Source organism: Altererythrobacter sp. MTPC7 (genome assembly GCF_042851395.1).
GTDB lineage: Bacteria > Pseudomonadota > Alphaproteobacteria > Sphingomonadales > Sphingomonadaceae > CAJXSN01.
Genome location: NZ_BTGS01000021.1, coordinates 9627 through 26015 on the forward strand (window position 1 = coordinate 9627; position 16389 = coordinate 26015).

General features: G+C 63.9%; 24 protein-coding genes. 11 read left to right on the top strand and 13 right to left on the bottom strand.

Translation table 11 applies throughout. The annotated features are described in order from the left end of the window. Nucleotides 1-26: 26 nt before the first annotated feature. From ACGHJ7_RS13910 to ACGHJ7_RS13920, 3 genes are all read left to right on the top strand, one after another. Entirely contained in the window at nucleotides 27-437 is a 411-nt protein-coding gene (locus ACGHJ7_RS13910; protein WP_390478885.1) for an acyl-CoA thioesterase, read from the top strand. A gap of 100 nt (nucleotides 438-537) precedes the next feature. Next, nucleotides 538-1302 carry a fatty acid desaturase gene (locus tag ACGHJ7_RS13915; RefSeq protein ID WP_390478887.1) on the top strand — a complete coding sequence of 255 codons (765 nt, stop codon included), beginning with the start codon at nucleotides 538-540 and terminating at the stop codon, nucleotides 1300-1302. Beyond that, complete coding sequence (locus tag ACGHJ7_RS13920) at nucleotides 1299-1835, top strand: sterol desaturase family protein (RefSeq protein ID WP_390478890.1); 537 nt, start codon at nucleotides 1299-1301, stop codon at nucleotides 1833-1835. Before ACGHJ7_RS13915 ends, ACGHJ7_RS13920 begins: the two co-directional genes overlap by 4 nt. A 48-nt stretch (nucleotides 1836-1883) precedes the next feature. On the opposite strand, the gene ACGHJ7_RS13925 is transcribed toward ACGHJ7_RS13920, so the two are convergent. The 12 genes from ACGHJ7_RS13925 to ACGHJ7_RS13980 all read right to left on the bottom strand — a co-directional run bounded on the left by ACGHJ7_RS13925 (nucleotide 1884) and on the right by ACGHJ7_RS13980 (nucleotide 6206). Beyond that, nucleotides 1884-2045 carry a YqaE/Pmp3 family membrane protein gene (locus ACGHJ7_RS13925; protein WP_390478893.1) on the bottom strand — a complete coding sequence of 54 codons (162 nt, stop codon included), beginning with the start codon at nucleotides 2043-2045 and terminating at the stop codon, nucleotides 1884-1886. Between the two features lie 75 nt (nucleotides 2046-2120). Next, the gene (locus tag ACGHJ7_RS13930) at nucleotides 2121-2528 is read right to left on the bottom strand and encodes a SufE family protein (protein WP_390478896.1); all 408 of its coding nucleotides are present in this window, start codon (nucleotides 2526-2528) and stop codon (nucleotides 2121-2123) included. A 38-nt stretch (nucleotides 2529-2566) separates the two neighbouring features. Then, nucleotides 2567-2815 (bottom strand): hypothetical protein, encoded by a 249-nt coding sequence (locus ACGHJ7_RS13935; RefSeq protein ID WP_390478899.1) that lies wholly within the window; start codon nucleotides 2813-2815, stop codon nucleotides 2567-2569. A gap of 55 nt (nucleotides 2816-2870) precedes the next feature. Beyond that, the gene (locus ACGHJ7_RS13940; protein WP_390478901.1) at nucleotides 2871-3122 is read right to left on the bottom strand and encodes a hypothetical protein; all 252 of its coding nucleotides are present in this window, start codon (nucleotides 3120-3122) and stop codon (nucleotides 2871-2873) included. Then, nucleotides 3119-3421, bottom strand: coding sequence for a hypothetical protein (locus tag ACGHJ7_RS13945; RefSeq protein ID WP_390478904.1), 303 nt, complete (start codon nucleotides 3419-3421; stop codon nucleotides 3119-3121). The genes ACGHJ7_RS13940 and ACGHJ7_RS13945 overlap by 4 nt, the downstream gene beginning before the upstream one ends. Next, nucleotides 3421-3777, bottom strand: a complete 357-nt coding sequence (locus ACGHJ7_RS13950) for a hypothetical protein (protein ID WP_390478907.1) — start codon at nucleotides 3775-3777, stop codon at nucleotides 3421-3423. The genes ACGHJ7_RS13945 and ACGHJ7_RS13950 overlap by 1 nt, the downstream gene beginning before the upstream one ends. Beyond that, entirely contained in the window at nucleotides 3774-4118 is a 345-nt protein-coding gene (locus ACGHJ7_RS13955) for a hypothetical protein (protein WP_390478909.1), read from the bottom strand. The genes ACGHJ7_RS13950 and ACGHJ7_RS13955 overlap by 4 nt, the downstream gene beginning before the upstream one ends. Then, nucleotides 4118-4423 (bottom strand): hypothetical protein, encoded by a 306-nt coding sequence (locus tag ACGHJ7_RS13960; protein ID WP_390478911.1) that lies wholly within the window; start codon nucleotides 4421-4423, stop codon nucleotides 4118-4120. The genes ACGHJ7_RS13955 and ACGHJ7_RS13960 overlap by 1 nt, the downstream gene beginning before the upstream one ends. A 39-nt stretch (nucleotides 4424-4462) precedes the next feature. After that, nucleotides 4463-4855 (bottom strand): envelope stress response membrane protein PspC, encoded by a 393-nt coding sequence (pspC, locus tag ACGHJ7_RS13965; protein ID WP_390478913.1) that lies wholly within the window; start codon nucleotides 4853-4855, stop codon nucleotides 4463-4465. Further along, nucleotides 4852-5148: an envelope stress response membrane protein PspB gene (pspB, locus tag ACGHJ7_RS13970; RefSeq protein ID WP_390478915.1), complete on the bottom strand. Its 297-nt coding sequence runs from the start codon at nucleotides 5146-5148 to the stop codon at nucleotides 4852-4854. The genes pspC and pspB overlap by 4 nt, the downstream gene beginning before the upstream one ends. Nucleotides 5149-5151: 3 nt before the next feature. Continuing rightward, entirely contained in the window at nucleotides 5152-6057 is a 906-nt protein-coding gene (gene pspA, locus ACGHJ7_RS13975) for a phage shock protein PspA (RefSeq protein WP_390478917.1), read from the bottom strand. After that, a complete protein-coding gene (locus tag ACGHJ7_RS13980) occupies nucleotides 6054-6206 on the bottom strand; it encodes a hypothetical protein (RefSeq protein ID WP_390478920.1) in 153 nt (50 codons plus the stop codon). Before ACGHJ7_RS13980 ends, pspA begins: the two co-directional genes overlap by 4 nt. Before the next feature lie 160 nt (nucleotides 6207-6366). Here ACGHJ7_RS13980 and pspF point away from each other — a divergent pair, with 160 nt between their 5' ends. From pspF to rbfA, 8 genes are all read left to right on the top strand, one after another. Then, entirely contained in the window at nucleotides 6367-7413 is a 1047-nt protein-coding gene (gene pspF / locus ACGHJ7_RS13985) for a phage shock protein operon transcriptional activator (protein ID WP_390478923.1), read from the top strand. Between the two features lie 55 nt (nucleotides 7414-7468). After that, nucleotides 7469-8077, top strand: a complete 609-nt coding sequence (locus tag ACGHJ7_RS13990; protein ID WP_390478926.1) for an SOS response-associated peptidase — start codon at nucleotides 7469-7471, stop codon at nucleotides 8075-8077. Between the two features lie 134 nt (nucleotides 8078-8211). Further along, nucleotides 8212-8793 (top strand): ribosome maturation protein RimP, encoded by a 582-nt coding sequence (gene rimP, locus ACGHJ7_RS13995; RefSeq protein ID WP_390478929.1) that lies wholly within the window; start codon nucleotides 8212-8214, stop codon nucleotides 8791-8793. Beyond that, a complete protein-coding gene (gene nusA, locus ACGHJ7_RS14000; protein ID WP_390478932.1) occupies nucleotides 8793-10469 on the top strand; it encodes a transcription termination factor NusA in 1677 nt (558 codons plus the stop codon). The genes rimP and nusA overlap by 1 nt, the downstream gene beginning before the upstream one ends. Then, nucleotides 10450-11202: a DUF448 domain-containing protein gene (locus ACGHJ7_RS14005; protein ID WP_390478935.1), complete on the top strand. Its 753-nt coding sequence runs from the start codon at nucleotides 10450-10452 to the stop codon at nucleotides 11200-11202. The genes nusA and ACGHJ7_RS14005 overlap by 20 nt, the downstream gene beginning before the upstream one ends. A 58-nt stretch (nucleotides 11203-11260) precedes the next feature. Further along, a complete protein-coding gene (infB, locus tag ACGHJ7_RS14010; RefSeq protein WP_390478938.1) occupies nucleotides 11261-13828 on the top strand; it encodes a translation initiation factor IF-2 in 2568 nt (855 codons plus the stop codon). Nucleotides 13829-13839: 11 nt separating this feature from the next. Further along, nucleotides 13840-14298 carry a PaaI family thioesterase gene (locus ACGHJ7_RS14015; RefSeq protein ID WP_390478941.1) on the top strand — a complete coding sequence of 153 codons (459 nt, stop codon included), beginning with the start codon at nucleotides 13840-13842 and terminating at the stop codon, nucleotides 14296-14298. After that, nucleotides 14298-14711, top strand: coding sequence for a 30S ribosome-binding factor RbfA (gene rbfA, locus ACGHJ7_RS14020; RefSeq protein ID WP_390478943.1), 414 nt, complete (start codon nucleotides 14298-14300; stop codon nucleotides 14709-14711). The genes ACGHJ7_RS14015 and rbfA overlap by 1 nt, the downstream gene beginning before the upstream one ends. Before the next feature lie 19 nt (nucleotides 14712-14730). On the opposite strand, the gene ACGHJ7_RS14025 is transcribed toward rbfA, so the two are convergent. After that, a partial coding sequence (locus tag ACGHJ7_RS14025; RefSeq protein WP_390478946.1) for an AbgT family transporter occupies nucleotides 14731-16389 on the bottom strand: 1659 nt, incomplete at its 5' end.

The window sequence follows — 16389 nt, forward strand, 5'->3', positions numbered from 1 at the left end:
AACGTTTCTTCGCCTAACTTACAGTCATGTCAGCAAAGCCCTTCGCCTTTCCGATCAAGATCCTGCCCGACGATATCGATTTCATGGGGCATGTGAACAACGCCCGCTATCTGGGCTGGGTGCAGGATGCGGTGCTGGCGCATTGGCGCAAGTTCGCGCCGGACGATGCGGTTGCCAGCCGCGCATGGGTCGCGCTGAAGCACGAGATTACCTATCGCAAGCCCGCCTTTCTGGAAGACGATGTGATCGCCCGCACCGTGCTGGAAAGCACGCGGGGGGCACGAGCATTCTACTCCACGGTAATCGAGCGCGGCGGCGAAGTCCTGGCCGAGGTGAAATCGAGCTGGTGCTGTATCGATGCGGAAAGCCTGAAGCCGGCGCGTATCGGGGAAGAAATCCGGTCCTATTTCAACCTGCGGGACCAGGCTGCCTCTTAATACGCCGTCGCTCGCCGGCTGGCACATGGCCCTGCAAGGCAGGCGGCTGGTCGAAGGGCGACCTTTTGCGCAGGCTTGCAGGATACTATATTCGCTGCCCATGAGCCATGCGTTCGCATCATCCACGACACATCGCGCATCGCAGGCGGCGATCGGCCTTGCGCTGGGGCTGGCCGTGGTGCTCGCCTGGCTGGGCCTGCATTTCTACGCAATGTTCGTATTCGACCTGACGCTGGCCACGCTTCCGCTCGGACTGCTGATGGCGGCGGCGTTCTGCTGGCTTTCGGTGGGCGTGTTCATCGTCAGCCACGATGCCATGCACGGCTCGCTGGCGCCCGGCTGGCCGCGGCTGAACAGCGCGATCGGGGCAATCTTGCTGTTCCTTTACGCAGGCTTTGGCTGGCGCCGGATGCGCGAGGCTCATTTCGCCCACCATCGCCATGTCGGAACGCGGGATGATCCGGATTTCGACGCCGACAATCCGGCCGATTTCCTGCGCTGGTACGGGACATTCCTGCGGCGATATTTCGGCTGGAAATCGGCAGTCTACGTATTCAGCATCGTCGCCGTCTACTGGCTGGTCCTCGGCGTTCCGGCCGGGAAGATCGTCCTTCTCTACGGTTTGCCCGCCATCCTCAGCTCGCTCCAGCTGTTCTATTTCGGAACCTTCCGCCCGCATCGCCATGCGGAGGACAGTTTTCCCGACCGGCACAACGCGCGCAGCGAGCGTTTCGGGACGGTATCCAGCCTGATGACCTGTTTCCATTTCGGCTATCACCACGAACACCATCTTGCGCCCAATGTCCCGTGGTGGGGGCTTCCGGCGTGGCGCAGGGCATCGGCACGGTCTAGGGTGGCGACATGAGCTGGTGGCAAATCGTACTTATCGTTCTTGCATCCGTCATCGGGATGGAGCTGTTCGCGTGGTGGGCGCACAAATACATTATGCATGGATGGGGCTGGGGATGGCACCGCGACCACCACGAACCCCATGATCGCAAGCTGGAGAAGAACGACCTGTTCGCTGTCGTGTTCGGAACGATCGTCTTCGGGATGTTCGCCGTCGGCTATCTCGTGTCCGACGCACTGTGGTGGGTGGCTTTCGGTATTACGCTTTACGGCGTCATCTATACGCTGGTTCACGACGGGCTGGTGCACCAGCGCTACTGGAAATGGTCGCCAAGGCGCGGCTACGCAAAGCGGCTGGTGCAGGCCCACAGGCTCCACCACGCAACCATCGGCAAGGAAGGCGGTGTCAGCTTCGGCTTCGTCTTCGCGCGCGATCCGGCGAGGTTGAAGGCGGATCTGAAACGGCAGAAGGATGCCGGGATCGCCCGCGTCCGGTCCGGCGCGGGGGGGGATGCCTCGTCCGGAATCGAAAGGGGCGCCGAGGTCTGAACCTCGACGCCCTTCGAAAACTTGGGTCAGGGACCCTGCCGTGCGCGATTACCGCAAGTAGTTGACGTACAGTCCGTGCAGCAGGCCGGGCACGAAAAAGATAATCGTCAGAATCAGGTTGATCCAGAAATCCCGGTCCAGCCCGTGCTTCATAGCAACGCCCAGCGGCGGAAGCAGGATGGTTGCGATTAGTGTAATGATGGCAATCATGTTTGAAAAATCCTGTAAAGCTATAGCTCTACAGCGGTCAGCGTGGTGAACGGTTCCCCCGCGGCCGAAACAGTCTCAGGAATTGGCGATGCGCGCGGCGTGTTCCTTTACCAGGGCAATCATGTTGGGAATGCCCTGTGTCCGGTTGGAACTGAGCTGGTTGCCGAGGTCGAAGGGTTCGAGCTTCGCGGTCACATCCATTTGCGCGACCGCGCCGGCGGGCTGGTCCTGCACGGCCGCGATCACCAAGGCGACGATGCCTTTCGTGATGGCGGCGTTGCTGTCGGCGAGGAAGTGCAGTTGCTCGCCGTTCTCGGTCGGATAGACCCAGACGCTGGCCGAGCAGCCGCGAACCAGCGTGGCATCGGTCTTCAGCGCGTCGGGCATCGGGTCGAGGTCGCGCCCCAGCTCGATCAGCAGGCGATAGCGCTCGTCGCCTCCCAGGAACTCGTATTCTTCGCGGATGTCGTCGAGTGTTCGCATGGCGCGCCATGTAGCGAGCGCGGCGTGAAATTCCAGATCTAGAGGTCGACCCCGCTGGCGATGGCTTCCAGTTTGCGGATGCGTTCCTTCAGGTCCGCAATCTCGATCCGCGCTGCGCCTTCCGGCGAACCGCCCTCCGACTGCGAGACGGCCGCGCGCTGGGGGAGGCGGCTTTCCAGCTCCGTGCGCTTCAGCTGGAGCCAGCCTTGCCATGCCCTGAGCAAGGCGGCGAGGGTGACCAGCAGCCCGGCAAGGGCGGTGATGGCGATGACGGCAGTCGGTTCCATGTCGATACTCCTACCCTTGCTTCCTGTCCTCTGGCGCCGGTCCGGTGCGAGGACCTCAGTCGCGCAGCTTCTCGATTTCCTCGGCGGTGCGGCGCGATGGGTCCGTGGCGATGCGTTCCAGCACCTTCACCCGCTCGCGAAGATCCGCCAGTTCGGACCGCGCGGCGTCGCGTTCGCTTTCCAGCTCGCGTTCGCGTTTGCCGCCATCCGTCCTGGCCGCGTCTTTCCGGTTCTCGGCCCGCTGCATGAACAGTGCGGTCGCGCAGACGATCAGGGCGATAAGGATGATGGCCGACCAGAAACTCACGATACATTCTCCCGCTCTGTACGGTCGTCGATAGCCTGCAGGTTGCGCAGTTCGTCGATCTGGCTGGCGAGGGCATCATTGGAATCGGTTGCGATACGTTCGAGGACGCGCACGCGTTCTTCCAGCTTGCGATAGCTCGCACCGCCGTGCCCGTTTTTGGCTTCTGCCTTGCGAGCTTCCAGCTCCAGTTTTCGCTCCTCATGCTCGGCAGCCCGTTTCTGAAAAACGTAGGCCATCGGCATCACGAACATGAGAACCAGCAGGACGAAGGCGAAAATCATGGCGAGATCGGAATCCATCAGTTAATCTCCCGCTCGTCGCTGCGAAGGTTCTCGATCTGCTGTGTCAGCTGGTAGCCTTCGTCGGTGACGATGCGTTCGACATTGGCGAGGCGATCCTTCATCGAGCCAAGCTCTGCGCGAAGTTCGGCGTTTTCCTGCGTCAGCAACCGCACGCGCTCGGCCGTCTGCCCGTCATTGGTCGGCTTTAGAGATTGCCCCCACATGCCTTCGAGGGGATAGCCGTTCTGGATACGCAGCTTGGTCGTGTGGACCCAGCCCCACACCCCGGCCGCACCGATGGCAAGCGCACCGCCGATGATCCACGGCAAATGGGGGGCAACCGTACTTGCTGCCTGTGCAACTTCGGGTGTCATGCCTGTTCCTTCCTGTTGAGATCGATCGGAACACCGCTGCCAATTCGGGGAGAAGGCCGATCACGTAGCGCCTCGATCTCATCCGACAGGGTGTAGCCTTTGTCGGTGACGATGCGCTCCAGATTGACCATCCGGTCCTGCATCGCGTCCAGCTTCTCGTGCAAGGCAGCATTTTCCGCTTTCAGGCGCTGCGTTTCGCCGCTGTCCTTCGGCGCGGTCTTGCCGCCCCATTCGTCTTCCAGTTCGTAGCCGTGCTTCGCGCGGATCCAGTTGTTGACGACCCAGCCGATGGTGCTGAGGGCGATGATCGCGATCACGAATTCCGGGCTTCCCCAGTCCATCACGCTTTCTCCCTGTTATGCATGTCGAGCGGAACGCCGCTGTCCTGTTCCTCGACCCGCCGCGTATCGCGCAGGGCCTCGATCTGGGTGGCGACGTCGTAGCCGCGGTCGGTCACAATGCGTTCGAGCACCTGGACCCGGTCTTCCAGATCCTTGATGTGGCCGACATATTGGGCGGCCTTCTCGGCGCTTTCACCGGCAGTCGCCTGAATTTGCTTTTCAGCAAGTTTCCGCTGGCTCACGGTCCACACAATGAATGCGACCATGATGAACGGGGCCAGCGGGATGAGAATTCCAAGGTCCATGACGGTGTTTCCCTCTTTTGAATTGGCGTAGCGCGGCCGTTAGTCGGTGAGGCGCAGACGCTCGATTTCCGAGTTCAGGCGCGGATTGCTGCTGACGTAATAGGTTTCCACCTGGGCCAGACGGCGATCGATATCGCGGAACTTGCCGCGTACTTCGCGCACGGTCCGCTTCGGATTCTGGCGGACGCGCTGCCAGTACTTCTGTTCGTCATTGTCGGTGTAGAGGTGGGCCGGCTTCTTGTTCAGCAGCAGGCCGGCGAGCAGGTAGAGCGGGATGATGACCGGGCTCAGGATGCCGGTGAACAGCGCGGCGAGGAAGCCGAGACGGATCCAGAAGGCATTGACCCCGGTATAGTCCGCAATGCCAGAGCATACGCCCATCAGCTTCGCATTCTGCTTGTCGCGGTACAGCGTGGTGCGGGGGGTATTCATCGGGCGGATCCCTTCTTTTCGGCGAGCAGTTCTTCCAGCTCGTTCAGCTTGGCGTTGTCTTCTTCGGAATTCTGCACGAGGCGGGCGGGCTTGAAGTCGGCGTGGTCGTGCTCGACCAGGCGTTCCACCGTGTCCATCCGCGCGTCGAGACGCTTGGCGAGATTGTACATCTCTTCCAGCAGGGCCTCGTCATCGTTGGTGATGGTGGCAGCGGTTTTCCACTTGGTGATGTAGTGGAGGATGACCCAGGGCGCGCCGATGAAGATCGCTATCGGTACAATGATATCTTCCATGGCTCAGGCATCCTTCCCGTCTTCGTTGCTGCTTTCCGCACCCGGTTTGCCGAGCGCTTTCTTCATGGCTTCCAGCTCCTCGTCGACCTTGTCGCTGCCGGCCAGGGCGGCGATCTCGTCGGACAGGCTGGGCGCATCCTTGCTCTCGATGCCGAGCGCGTCGGCACGGCCTTCGGCATAGTCGACCCGGCGTTCCAGCTGGTCGAACCGGCTGAGAGCATCGTCGACCCGCTCGTTCGTCATCAGGCTGCGCAGCTTCACGCGGTTCTCCGCGCTTTCCAGCCGTGCGGCGATGGCCGTCTGGCGGCTGCGGGCCTCGCGCAGGCGGTTCTGCAGCTTCTGGATGTCCTGTTCGTAAGCGCGCAGGGCATCGTCCAGTACGGCGATTTCCTGCTTCAGCTGGTCCGACATGTCGGATGCCTTCTTCTTCTCGACCAGCGCCGCGCGGGCCAGGTCTTCGCGGTCCTTGCTCAGCGCAAGCTGCGCCTTCTCCGCCCAGTCGGCCTGCAGCTTGTCCAGCTTGACCGCGTGGCGGTGCATTTCCTTCTGGTCGGCAATCGTGCGCGCGGCGCTTGCCCGGACCTCGACCAGCGTTTCCTCCATTTCGAGGATGATCATACGGATCATCTTCTGGGGGTCGTCTGCCTGGTCCAGCATGTCGTTGAAATTAGCCGCGATGATATCGCGTGTGCGGGAGAAAATTCCCATGAACGGTACTCCGAGGTTGAAGGGGTCGTCTTTCTTGGCCGCGCCGGGGCGGGCCTGTGTCGGGGTGGGGCTGCGGCGAACGCGCTCCACTTCCTCGTCCAGGCGCGAAAGACGGGATTTGCGGGCCGAAGCGCCAGTGGCGTCGGGGGAAGACGAACGCTCCGGCCCTAACTTGGAATGACGGGGATCGTGGCTGCTCATGCCAGCTCCACCTGCTCCGCCGTAATGGTCGTCGCGTAAGCGGGCTGGACCTCCAGCTGCGTGCCGAGCGCCACGAAAGCGGTCATCGTCACGATGCTGACCATAGCGGCCCGACCGAGGCGGGTGCGGAAGAATTCGCGGCTGTACATGATGGGTCTCCCGTAAGGATGTGTTCGAGTATGTTCACCTATCAGCAAGGGGCGTGCCAAACCGCGAAGTCCGCAGAAATGCGCCGTTTCGACAAACAGCCCATCGGCTCCGATAGGTGTATATTGCCAAGGGTTGGGAAATTTCACTATAAGGTTGGCCATGGAGCGGGAAAACCAGTTTATCGGCCAATCCGGGGCGTTTCTCGACGCGGTCGAACGTGCCAGCCGCGCCGCGCCCATGCGCCGTCCGGTCCTGGTCATCGGAGAGCGCGGGACCGGCAAGGAACTGATTGCCGAACGTCTCCATCGCCTGTCCGACAGGTGGGACGAAAATCTCGTCACCATGAACTGCGCCGCTCTGCCGGAGACACTCATCGAGGCTGAATTGTTCGGTCACGAAGCGGGTGCCTTTACCGGCGCGACCAGAGCGCGAGAGGGCCGGTTCGAGGAAGCCGACAAGGGCACGCTGTTCCTCGACGAGCTGGGCACGCTGAGCATGGCGGCGCAGGAACGCCTGCTGCGCGCCGTCGAATATGGCGAGGTCACCCGTATCGGCGCGTCGCGTCCGGTCCGGGTGGATGTGCGCATCGTTGCCGCCACGAACGAGGACCTGCCGCGCCTTGCTGCCGAGGGCACGTTCCGGGCAGACCTTCTCGACCGGCTAAGCTTCGAGGTCATCACCCTGCCGCCCCTGCGGGTGCGGGACGGCGACATCGGCGTGCTGGCCGAATATTTCGCCCGCCGCATGGCCGCCGAACTCGGCTGGGACGGCTGGCCGGGTTTTGCATCCCACGTGCAGCGGGAACTGGAAGAGCATCCCTGGCCCGGCAATGTCCGCGAACTGCGCAATGTCGTGGAACGATCGGTCTATCGCTGGGACAATCCGGACGAGCCCATTGCCCATGTCCAGTTCGATCCCTTCGAAAGCCCTTGGAAACCGTTGGAAAGCGAGGTTCGCAAGCGGCAGCCCGCGCGCGCGTCCACCGATTTCACCGAAGTCGGGCAGCCGGAAAACCGGTCGGCCATCGATTTCGAGACTATCGACGACCTGCGCGGTGCGGTCGATGCCCATGAACGCTCGATCGTCGAACACGCGCTGGGCAAGCATCGCTGGAACCAGCGCCAGACAGCGAAGGCGCTGGGGCTGAGTTACGACCAGTTGCGTCACTGCATCAAGAAGCACGGCCTGATGGAAGAGGCCGGCTGAAGCCGCCACGCCGCGGATTTTTGCCTGCCGCGGAATGGCGATGTAAGACCGCGCCATGTGCAACCTTTACAACGTGCGCGCCTCGCAAACCGAACTGGCCGACTTCTTCGACGCCGTGGCGCAGGATTTCGGCAGCAATGCGCCGGACGAGATTTATCCGGGCTATCCCGCCCCGGTCGTGGCAGGGGCATGCCTGAAGCCCATGGTCTGGGGTTTCCCCTTCGAGCGCACAGGCGCAAAAGGGCAGAAGCTGAAGCCAAAGCCGGTGAACAATGCCCGCACCGACAAGCTCAAGAGCTTCTTCTGGCGCGACAGTTTCGAAAATCGCCGCTGCCTGATCCCTGTCACGCGCTTTGCCGAGGCGGAGGGCGCAAAGGGCAGCATGACCCGCACCTGGTTCAGCGTGCCCGGTTCGCCGGTCTTCGCGGCCGCCGGCATCTGGCGCGATACCGACGAATGGAGCGAAGCGTTCTCGATGGTGATGACCGATGCCAACAGGCAGGTCGCGCCTGTCCACGACCGGATGCCGGTCATCCTTTCGCCCGAAGTCTGGCCTGCATGGCTCGAAGGCACGCCGCATGAAGCCTTCGACCTGTGCCGACCTTTCGACGGAGAACTATCGGTCGACCGGACGGAAGATCCCTGGGTGCGCAGGCGATCTTAATCCTTGCAATATGCCGGGCGGCGACCTATCTCGCATCCATCCCGACATCGTTGCTGCAATGTGGGGCTGGCGCCGGAAGGGGCCGGCGCGAAACCGCATTGCCGTTGCCGCGGTGGAAACAAACTGGAGACCGAATGGCCGATCTGGCACGCCTTGAAGACGTAATCGAACCCGAAGCGAAGGCGCTGGGCTTCGAACTCGTCCGCGTGAAGATGATGCCGTCGGAAGCTGGGGACGGCGGGCAGGCGCTGCAGATCATGGCGGAAGACCCGGCGACGGGCCAGCTGGTGATCGAGCAATGCGCGGCGCTCTCGCGCCGTATCTCCGACCGGCTCGACGCGCTGGAGGAGGAGGGCACGGTTCTCGTCCCCGGTGCCTATCACCTGGAAGTCAGCAGCCCCGGCATCGACCGCCCGCTGACCCGCGCGAAGGATTTCAGCGATTGGGTGGGGCACGAGGCGAAGATCTCGCTGGCGGAGAAGGTCCACGGCCATCGCACGCTGAAGGGCACGCTGGTCGGCATCGACGAGAGCGGGCTCGTCACGATAGACGATAACCGCGCGGGCGAGGTTTCCTTCCCCCGCGATCTGATCCATGCGGCGAAGCTGGTCCTGACGGACGCGCTGATCGCCGCCACGCAACCGCTCGACACCGCAGGTGCCGAGGACATTATCGAAGACCCGGAAACGGACGAAGAAGAGAAGGCTGACGACTGATGGCCAGTGCAATTTCCGCCAACAAGGCAGAACTGCTCGCAATTGCGAACGCGGTCGCCTCCGAAAAGATGATCGACAAGGAAATCGTCATCGAGGCGATGGAAGAGGCGATCCAGAAGAGCGCGCGCAACCGCTATGGTGCGGAAAACGACATCCGTGCGAAGCTCGACCCGCAGACCGGCGACCTGCGCCTGTGGCGCGTCGTCGAAGTGGTCGAGGAGGTCGAGGACTATTTCAAGCAGGTCGACCTGAAGGCCGCGCAGAAGCTGCAGGACGATGCCGGCATCGGTGACTTCATCGTCGACCCGCTGCCGCCGGTCGATCTCGGCCGTATCGACGCGCAGAGCGCCAAGCAGGTGATTTTCCAGAAAGTCCGCGATGCGGAGCGCGAGCGCCAGTACGACGAATTCAAGGACCGCGCGAACGAGGTCATCACCGGCGTCATCAAGTCGGTCGAATTCGGCCACGTGATCGTCAACCTCGGCCGCGCAGAGGGTGTCATTCGCCGCGACCAGCAGATCCCGCGCGAAGCTGTCCGCGTGGGCGAGCGTATCCGCGCCCTGATCACCAAGGTGGAGCGCAACAATCGTGGTCCGCAGATCTTCCTCAGCCGCGCCGCGCCCGATTTCATGCGCAAGCTGTTCGCGCAGGAAGTGCCCGAAATCTACGACGGTATCATCGAGATCAAGGCCGCCGCCCGCGATCCGGGTAGCCGCGCGAAGATCGGCGTCATCAGCCACGACAGCAGTATCGACCCCGTCGGTGCCTGTGTCGGCATGAAGGGCAGCCGCGTGCAGGCCGTCGTGCAGGAACTGCAGGGCGAGAAGATCGACATCATCCCGTGGAGCGAGGATATCGCGACCTTCGTGGTGAACGCGCTCCAGCCTGCAACCGTCAGCCGCGTCGTGCTGGACGAGGACGAGCCGCGTATCGAAGTCGTCGTACCCGACGACCAGCTCAGCCTGGCCATCGGTCGCCGCGGCCAGAACGTGCGTCTCGCCAGCCAGCTGACCGGTCACCAGATCGACATCATGACCGAGGAAGAGGCGAGCGAGAAGCGGTCGAAGGAATTCGCCGAACGCTCCAAGATGTTCGAGGAAGAGCTCGACGTCGACGAAACCCTCTCGCAGCTGCTGGTCGCGGAAGGCTTCGCGGAACTGGAAGAGGTCGCCTATGTCGAACTGGCCGAACTCGCCAGCATCGAGGGCTTCGACGAGGAACTGGCCGAGGAACTGCAGAGCCGCGCGACAGAGGCGCTGGAGCGGCACGAAGCAACCGCGCGCGAGGAACGCCGCGAACTGGGTGTCGAGGACGATCTTGCAGAACTGCCGCACCTGACCGAACAGATGCTGGTCGTGCTGGGCAAGGCCGAGATCAGGACGCTGGACGATCTGGCCGATCTCGCGACCGACGAACTGATCGCCAAAAAGCGCGAGGCACCGCGTCGCCGCCCGTCACCGACCGACCCGAAGGCCGGTCCGCCGATGAAGAGCGATCGTCCGTCGCGGCCCGAGGACAAGGGCGGCGTGCTGGGTGCGTTCGGCCTGAGCGAAGAGCAGGGCAACGAGATCATCATGGCGGCCCGCGCGCACTGGTTCGAAGACGAAGAGGAAGCGCCCGCCGCGGCGGATGCGACCGAGCAGCAGGAGGCCGCCGATGCGGACTCCACCCAATGAGCGCCTGACGTCCGACATCGATGACGCGCAAGCCGGGGCAGGGAAGCCTGCTCCGGAGCGCAAGTGCATCCTGTCAGGGGAGCATGGCGCGCGCGATACCCTCGTGCGCCTTGCCATCTCCCCGGACGGGGACGTGCTGCCCGACGTTCAGGCGAAAGCGCCCGGACGCGGCGCATGGCTCGGCGCGGACCGTGCTGCGCTGGAAGAGGCGATGGCCAGCGGCCGGTTGCGGGGCGCTCTCGCCCGGGCCTTCAAGGGCGCACCTCTGTCGGTCCCCGACGACCTGCCGCAGAGGATCGAGGATTCGCTGACGCGCGCTTTTCTCGACCGTCTGGGTCTCGAAATGCGCGGCGGGAACATTATCTTGGGATCCGAACGCATTGCAGAGACCGCGCGCGGCGGGGGCATCGGCCTGCTGCTGCACGCGTCGGATGCAAGCGAGGGCGGGGCCTCCAGGCTCGACCAGGCATGGCGTGTCGGCTCGGACGCTGAAGGGTCCGGACAGCGCGGTACGCGCTTGCCACTGGACCGTGACGCTTTGTCTGTGGCATTGGGCGGCGCGAACGTCGTCCATCTGGGCGTCAGCAGCCGCGGCTCGCGAGGAACTGCACGCTCCGGCAAGAGCGCGGCAGACCGGGTGGGCACTGCCCTGCAGCGCCTGTTGCAATTCACCGGCGCGCCACTTGGACCTTCCGGGGGTGCGCTGACCCAAAGCACGCAGGACAGCGGCTGACGGGCATTTGGCCCGCCAGACGACGACGATACAAGTTTGTAAGGAAGATACGCTTTTTATGGCCGATAACGAAGACAAGCCCAAGACCCGCAAGCCGCTCGGACTGAAGCGGCCGGTCGATGCGGGCGAGGTCAAGCAGACCTTCAGCCACGGCCGAACCAACAAGGTCGCCGTCGAGGTGAAGCGTCGCCGGAAGCTGGTGAAGCCCGGTGAGAAGGGGGCCGAGGAGCCTGTACCGGCACCCGCCGCTGCACCGGAATCCGAAGCGGCACCCGCGCCGGCTCCCGCACCAGCCCCTGCGCCGGCGCCCGCCCCTGCGCCCGCTCCCGCCAGCAAGGCACCTGCCGGCGAAACGCCGCAGGAACGCGTGGCGCGCCTGCAGCGCGAGGCCGAAGAAGATCGCCTGAGGCTGGCTGAGGACGCGCGCAAGCGCGAGGAAAAGCAGTCCCGCCAGGCAGCCGAGGACGAAAAGAAGCGCGCCGAGGAAAACCGCAAGGCGGAAGAGGCTGCTGCAAAGCAGGCCGAACTCGATGCCAAGGATGCGGCCAAGGCGGAAGAGGCTGCTACCGAAGAACCCGCTGCCGAAGCCGCGCAGGCCGACGATACAGCGGCAAAACCGGCCGCCAAGGTCGTGCCGGGCGCACGCAAGTTCACGCCGGTCGCACGGCCCGAGCCCAAGCGCCCGCCGAAGAAGGAAGAGAAGAAGGCCCGCACGCCCGAGCGTCCGGACAAGCGCCGTTCCGGCAAGCTGACCGTGACCAAGGCGCTGAACGAGGACGAAGGCCGCCGTGCCCGCAGCCTCGCCGCGCTGAAGCGTGCCCGCGAGCGCGAGAAGCGTGCACAGGGCGGCGGCAGCACGAAGCCGCGCGAGAAGCAGGTTCGCGACGTCATCGTTCCCGAGGCCATCACGGTCGGCGAACTGGCGAAGCGGATGGGCGAGAAGGGTGCAGAGCTGGTGAAGGCCCTGTTCCAGATGGACATGATGGTCACTGTCAACCAGACCATCGACGCCGATACCGCCGAACTGCTGGTCGAGGAATTCGGCCACAACGTCCAGCGCGTCTCCGAAGACGACGTCGACATCAAGGTCGAAGAGGACAAGGATCCCGAGGATACGCTGAAACCGCGTCCGCCGGTTGTCACGATCATGGGCCATGTCGATCACGGCAAGACCAGCCTGCTGGACGCCCTGCGCGGCACCAATGTGACGAAGGGCGAGGCCGGCGGCATCACCCAGCACATCGGCAGCTACCAGATCACGACCAAGAACAAGGACAAGATCACCTTCCTCGATACGCCCGGCCACGCCGCGTTCACGGAAATGCGCCAGCGCGGCGCCAACGTGACCGATATCGTGGTTCTCGTGGTTGCCGCCGATGACGGCATCATGCCGCAGACGATTGAGGCGGTCAAACACACCAAGGCATCGGGCGTCCCGATGATCGTGGCGATCAACAAGATCGACAAGCCGGAGGCGAACGCGCAGAAAATCCGCGAACGCCTGCTGGAACACGAGGTGATCGTGGAAGCGATGTCGGGCGATGTGCAGGACGTGGAAGTTTCCGCGACAAAGGGCACGGGCCTCGACAAGCTGCTCGAAGCGATTGCGCTGCAGGCCGAACTGCTCGAGCTGAAGGCGAACCCGGACCGCGCAGCCGACGCGACCGTGATCGAGGCACAGCTCGACAAGGGCCGTGGCCCTGTCGCGACCGTCCTCGTCACGCGCGGCACGCTGAAGCGTGGCGACGTGTTCGTGGTCGGCACCGAAAGCGGCAAGGTCCGCGCCGTGGTCAACGACCAGGGCAAGCAGATCAAGGCCGCCGAACCGTCCATGCCGGTCGAGGTCCTGGGCCTTGGCGGTGTGCCGATGGCAGGCGACCAGCTGACCGTGGTGGAAAGCGAATCCCGCGCCCGCGAAGTTGCCGAATATCGCCGCGAGAAGGCCACGGAGAAGCGCACCGCGCTTGCCCCGACCAGCTTCGATACGATGTTCAACAACCTGCAGGCCGACGTGGTTGAGTTCCCGCTGCTGGTGAAGGCCGACGTTCAGGGCAGCGTGGAGGCGATCAACACCGCGCTCCACAACCTGTCCAACGACCTCATCAAGGTCCGCATCCTGCATGCAGGTGTCGGCGCCATTACCGAAAGCGATGTCACCCTGGCGGCGGCATCGGGTGCGCCGATCATCGGTTTCAACGTGCGGCCCAACGCGAAGGCCCGCGACCTGGTGAAGCGCGACGGCGTGGAGATGAAGTATTACGACGTCATCTATCACCTGACCGAAGAAATCGCGAAGGAGATGGCGGGCGAGCTCGGTCCCGAGAAGATCGAGCACGTCGTCGGCCGCGCAGAGGTCAAGGAAGTCTTCAAGTCCGGCAAGAAGGACAAGGCAGCCGGTCTGCTGGTCACCGAAGGCGTCATCCGCAAGGGGCTGCACGCACGCCTCACGCGGGACGATGTCATCGTGTCCGCCACGACCATCGCCTCGCTCCGCCGGTTCAAGGACGACGTGGACGAAGTCCGCACCGGCCTGGAATGCGGCGTGGTGCTGGAAGACACGAACGACGTCCAGCCGGGCGACAGCCTCGAGGTCTTCGAGATCGAGGAGCGTGAACGCACGCTTTGAACCCTGCAGGAATGAACGAGAGCAGCGTGGGCAGCGACGACATATTCGGCGACGGGCCACCTTCGCCCCATTCGTCGCTGCTCGCCTCGGAATTCGTCGGTTGGGACGAGGCCGCGCAGACCGCCACCATGCGCTTCACCGTGCAGGAGCAGATGTGCACCTGGCGCGGCGGCGTGCAGGGCGGGCTGGTCGCAGGGTATCTCGATGATGTCATGGGTTATGCCTATGTCGCCGCGAGCGGAGGCCGCGAAGCGCCGCTCAATCTCGACCTGTCGTTGTCCCTTATCCGGCTGATACCGCAGGGTGCGGTCATCACGGGCAAGGGCAGGGTGGTGAAAGCGGGCCGGCGCGTCCTGTTCCTGGAAGGCGAATTGCTGGACGAGGAAGGGCGCATCCTTGCGCGCGCCACATCGACCGCCATTCCGACACCCAAACCGCCGCCCGGCCATGCGCCGCTGGAGAACCCCTGATGGCCCGCCGCGAACAACTCACCGCCGAACAGCATTCCGTCCGCGTCCTGAAGGTGGGCGAGCGCGTGCGGCACATCCTGTCGGAGTTGCTCGCCCGGCAGGAGGTGCATGACGAAACGGTGAGCGCGGCGAACATCGCGGTGACCGAAGTGCGGATGACACCGGACCTTCGCAATGCGACGGCCTATGTCAAACCGCTGCTGGGCAAGGGCGAGGACGAGATCGTTGCCGCCCTGCGCCGCAACACGGCCTACCTCCAGCGCGAGGTGGCAAAGCGGTTGGGCTTGAAATTCGCGCCCAAGCTCAAATTCCGCGCCGACGAAAGCTTCGAGGAAGCGGACCGGATCGAGAAGCTGCTGAACGACCCGAAGGTCGCGCGTGATCTGGACGGGGACGACGACGCCGCGGATTAAGAGGGCGCATGCGCCCCGATCATTCCGATGCGGCAGGCCCGGTCGGGTCGATGGCGGTCGGCACATCCATGAATACCCCTGCGCCCGGACCAAGCGGCAGGTCCAGCACGACCCAGCCGATCGTCATGGCAAGGCCCGCCACCAGCAGGCCGACCGAGTAGGGCAGCATCGTCGCCGCAAGCGAGCCGAGCCCGAAATCCTTTTGCCAGCGCTGGCAGAAAATCAGGATCAGCGGGAAATAGACCATCAGCGGTGTGATAATGTTGGTCGCGCCATCGCCCACGCGGTATGCGGCGGTCGCCATTTCCGGCGTGATGCCGAGCAGCATCAGCATCGGCACCAGCACAGGCGACAGCAGCGCCCACTTGGCCGAGGCAGAGCCGACGAAAATGTTGAGCAGTGCGGATGTCAGGATGATGGCGGCCAGCAGCGCCCAGGCGGGCAGGCCGCTATTGCCGAGGAAATCGGCCCCGCCGACCGCCAGGATCAGGCCGAGATTGGACCATGCGAACATCGCCACGAAATGCGCCGCGGCAAAGGCGAGGACGAGATAGTAGGCGAGGTCTTCCATCGCCCCTGCCATCATCTTCACCAGATCCTTGTGATCGCCGATCGTGCCGGCAGCCTTGCCGTAGGCCCAGCCGGCCAGCAGGAAGAGAAGGAAGAAACCGCCGACCAGGCTCTGGTAGAACGGCGTCAGCTGCGCCTCTGCACTGGCCGTCTCGTCGATCAGCGGCGTGCCGGGGCCGAAGGTGAAGAACAGCCACAGGCCGATAACGAACAGCACGGCCAGACCGGCGCGGCGCAGGCCCTTGCTTTCGCCTTCGGTCAGGGCTCGGTCGCCGTCGGCCACTTCGCCCTGCGCCTCGCCGGCGATTTCCCGCTCTGCCATGGCGGGATTATAGGCGCCGAGCCGCGGTTCGATGATCTTGTCGGTGACGTACCAGATGACCGGCAGGAAAACGAAGGTCATCGCGGCAATGAAGAACCAGTTGCCCGCGATATTGGCGGTAAAATCGCCGAACACCGTCTCGACCGCTGCCTCGGTGATGCCGAACAGCAGGGCATCCAGCTGTCCGGGCACGAGATTGGCGGAGAACCCGCCCGATACGCCTGCAAACGCGGCCGCGATGCCGGCCACCGGATGGCGTCCCGCGGCATGGAATATGATGCCTGCAAGGGGGATCAGGACGACATAGGCTGCATCCGCCGCCAGGTTCCCAAGCATCCCGATCAGCACCACGATCGGCGTCAGGATGGCAACCGGCGCATTGCGTACGCCTGCGCGCATGGCAGTCCCGAACAGGCCCGCCCGCTCTGCCACGCCTGCGCCCAGCATGACGACCAGGACGTAGCCCAGCGGATGGAAGTGGGTGAAGGTCTTGGGCATCTCGACCCAGAGCCTGGCGATGTTCTCCGCACTCAGCAGGCTTTGCGCGGTGATGATGGTGGCGGCCCCGGTATCGGGATCGATGTCGGTCGGGTGCGCGGCGGAGACACCGGCAAGGCTCGCAATGACGGAAATGCCGACAAGCAGGGCAATCAGCCAGAAGAACAGGAAGACCGGATCGGGCAGCTTGTTACCGCTTCTCTCGATCCAGCCGAGAATGCCAGTCTGCTGCGTGGTCGCGGTTGATGTCGTCATGGTGCCCCCGGAATTGGCCTTGCGCTGCATGCC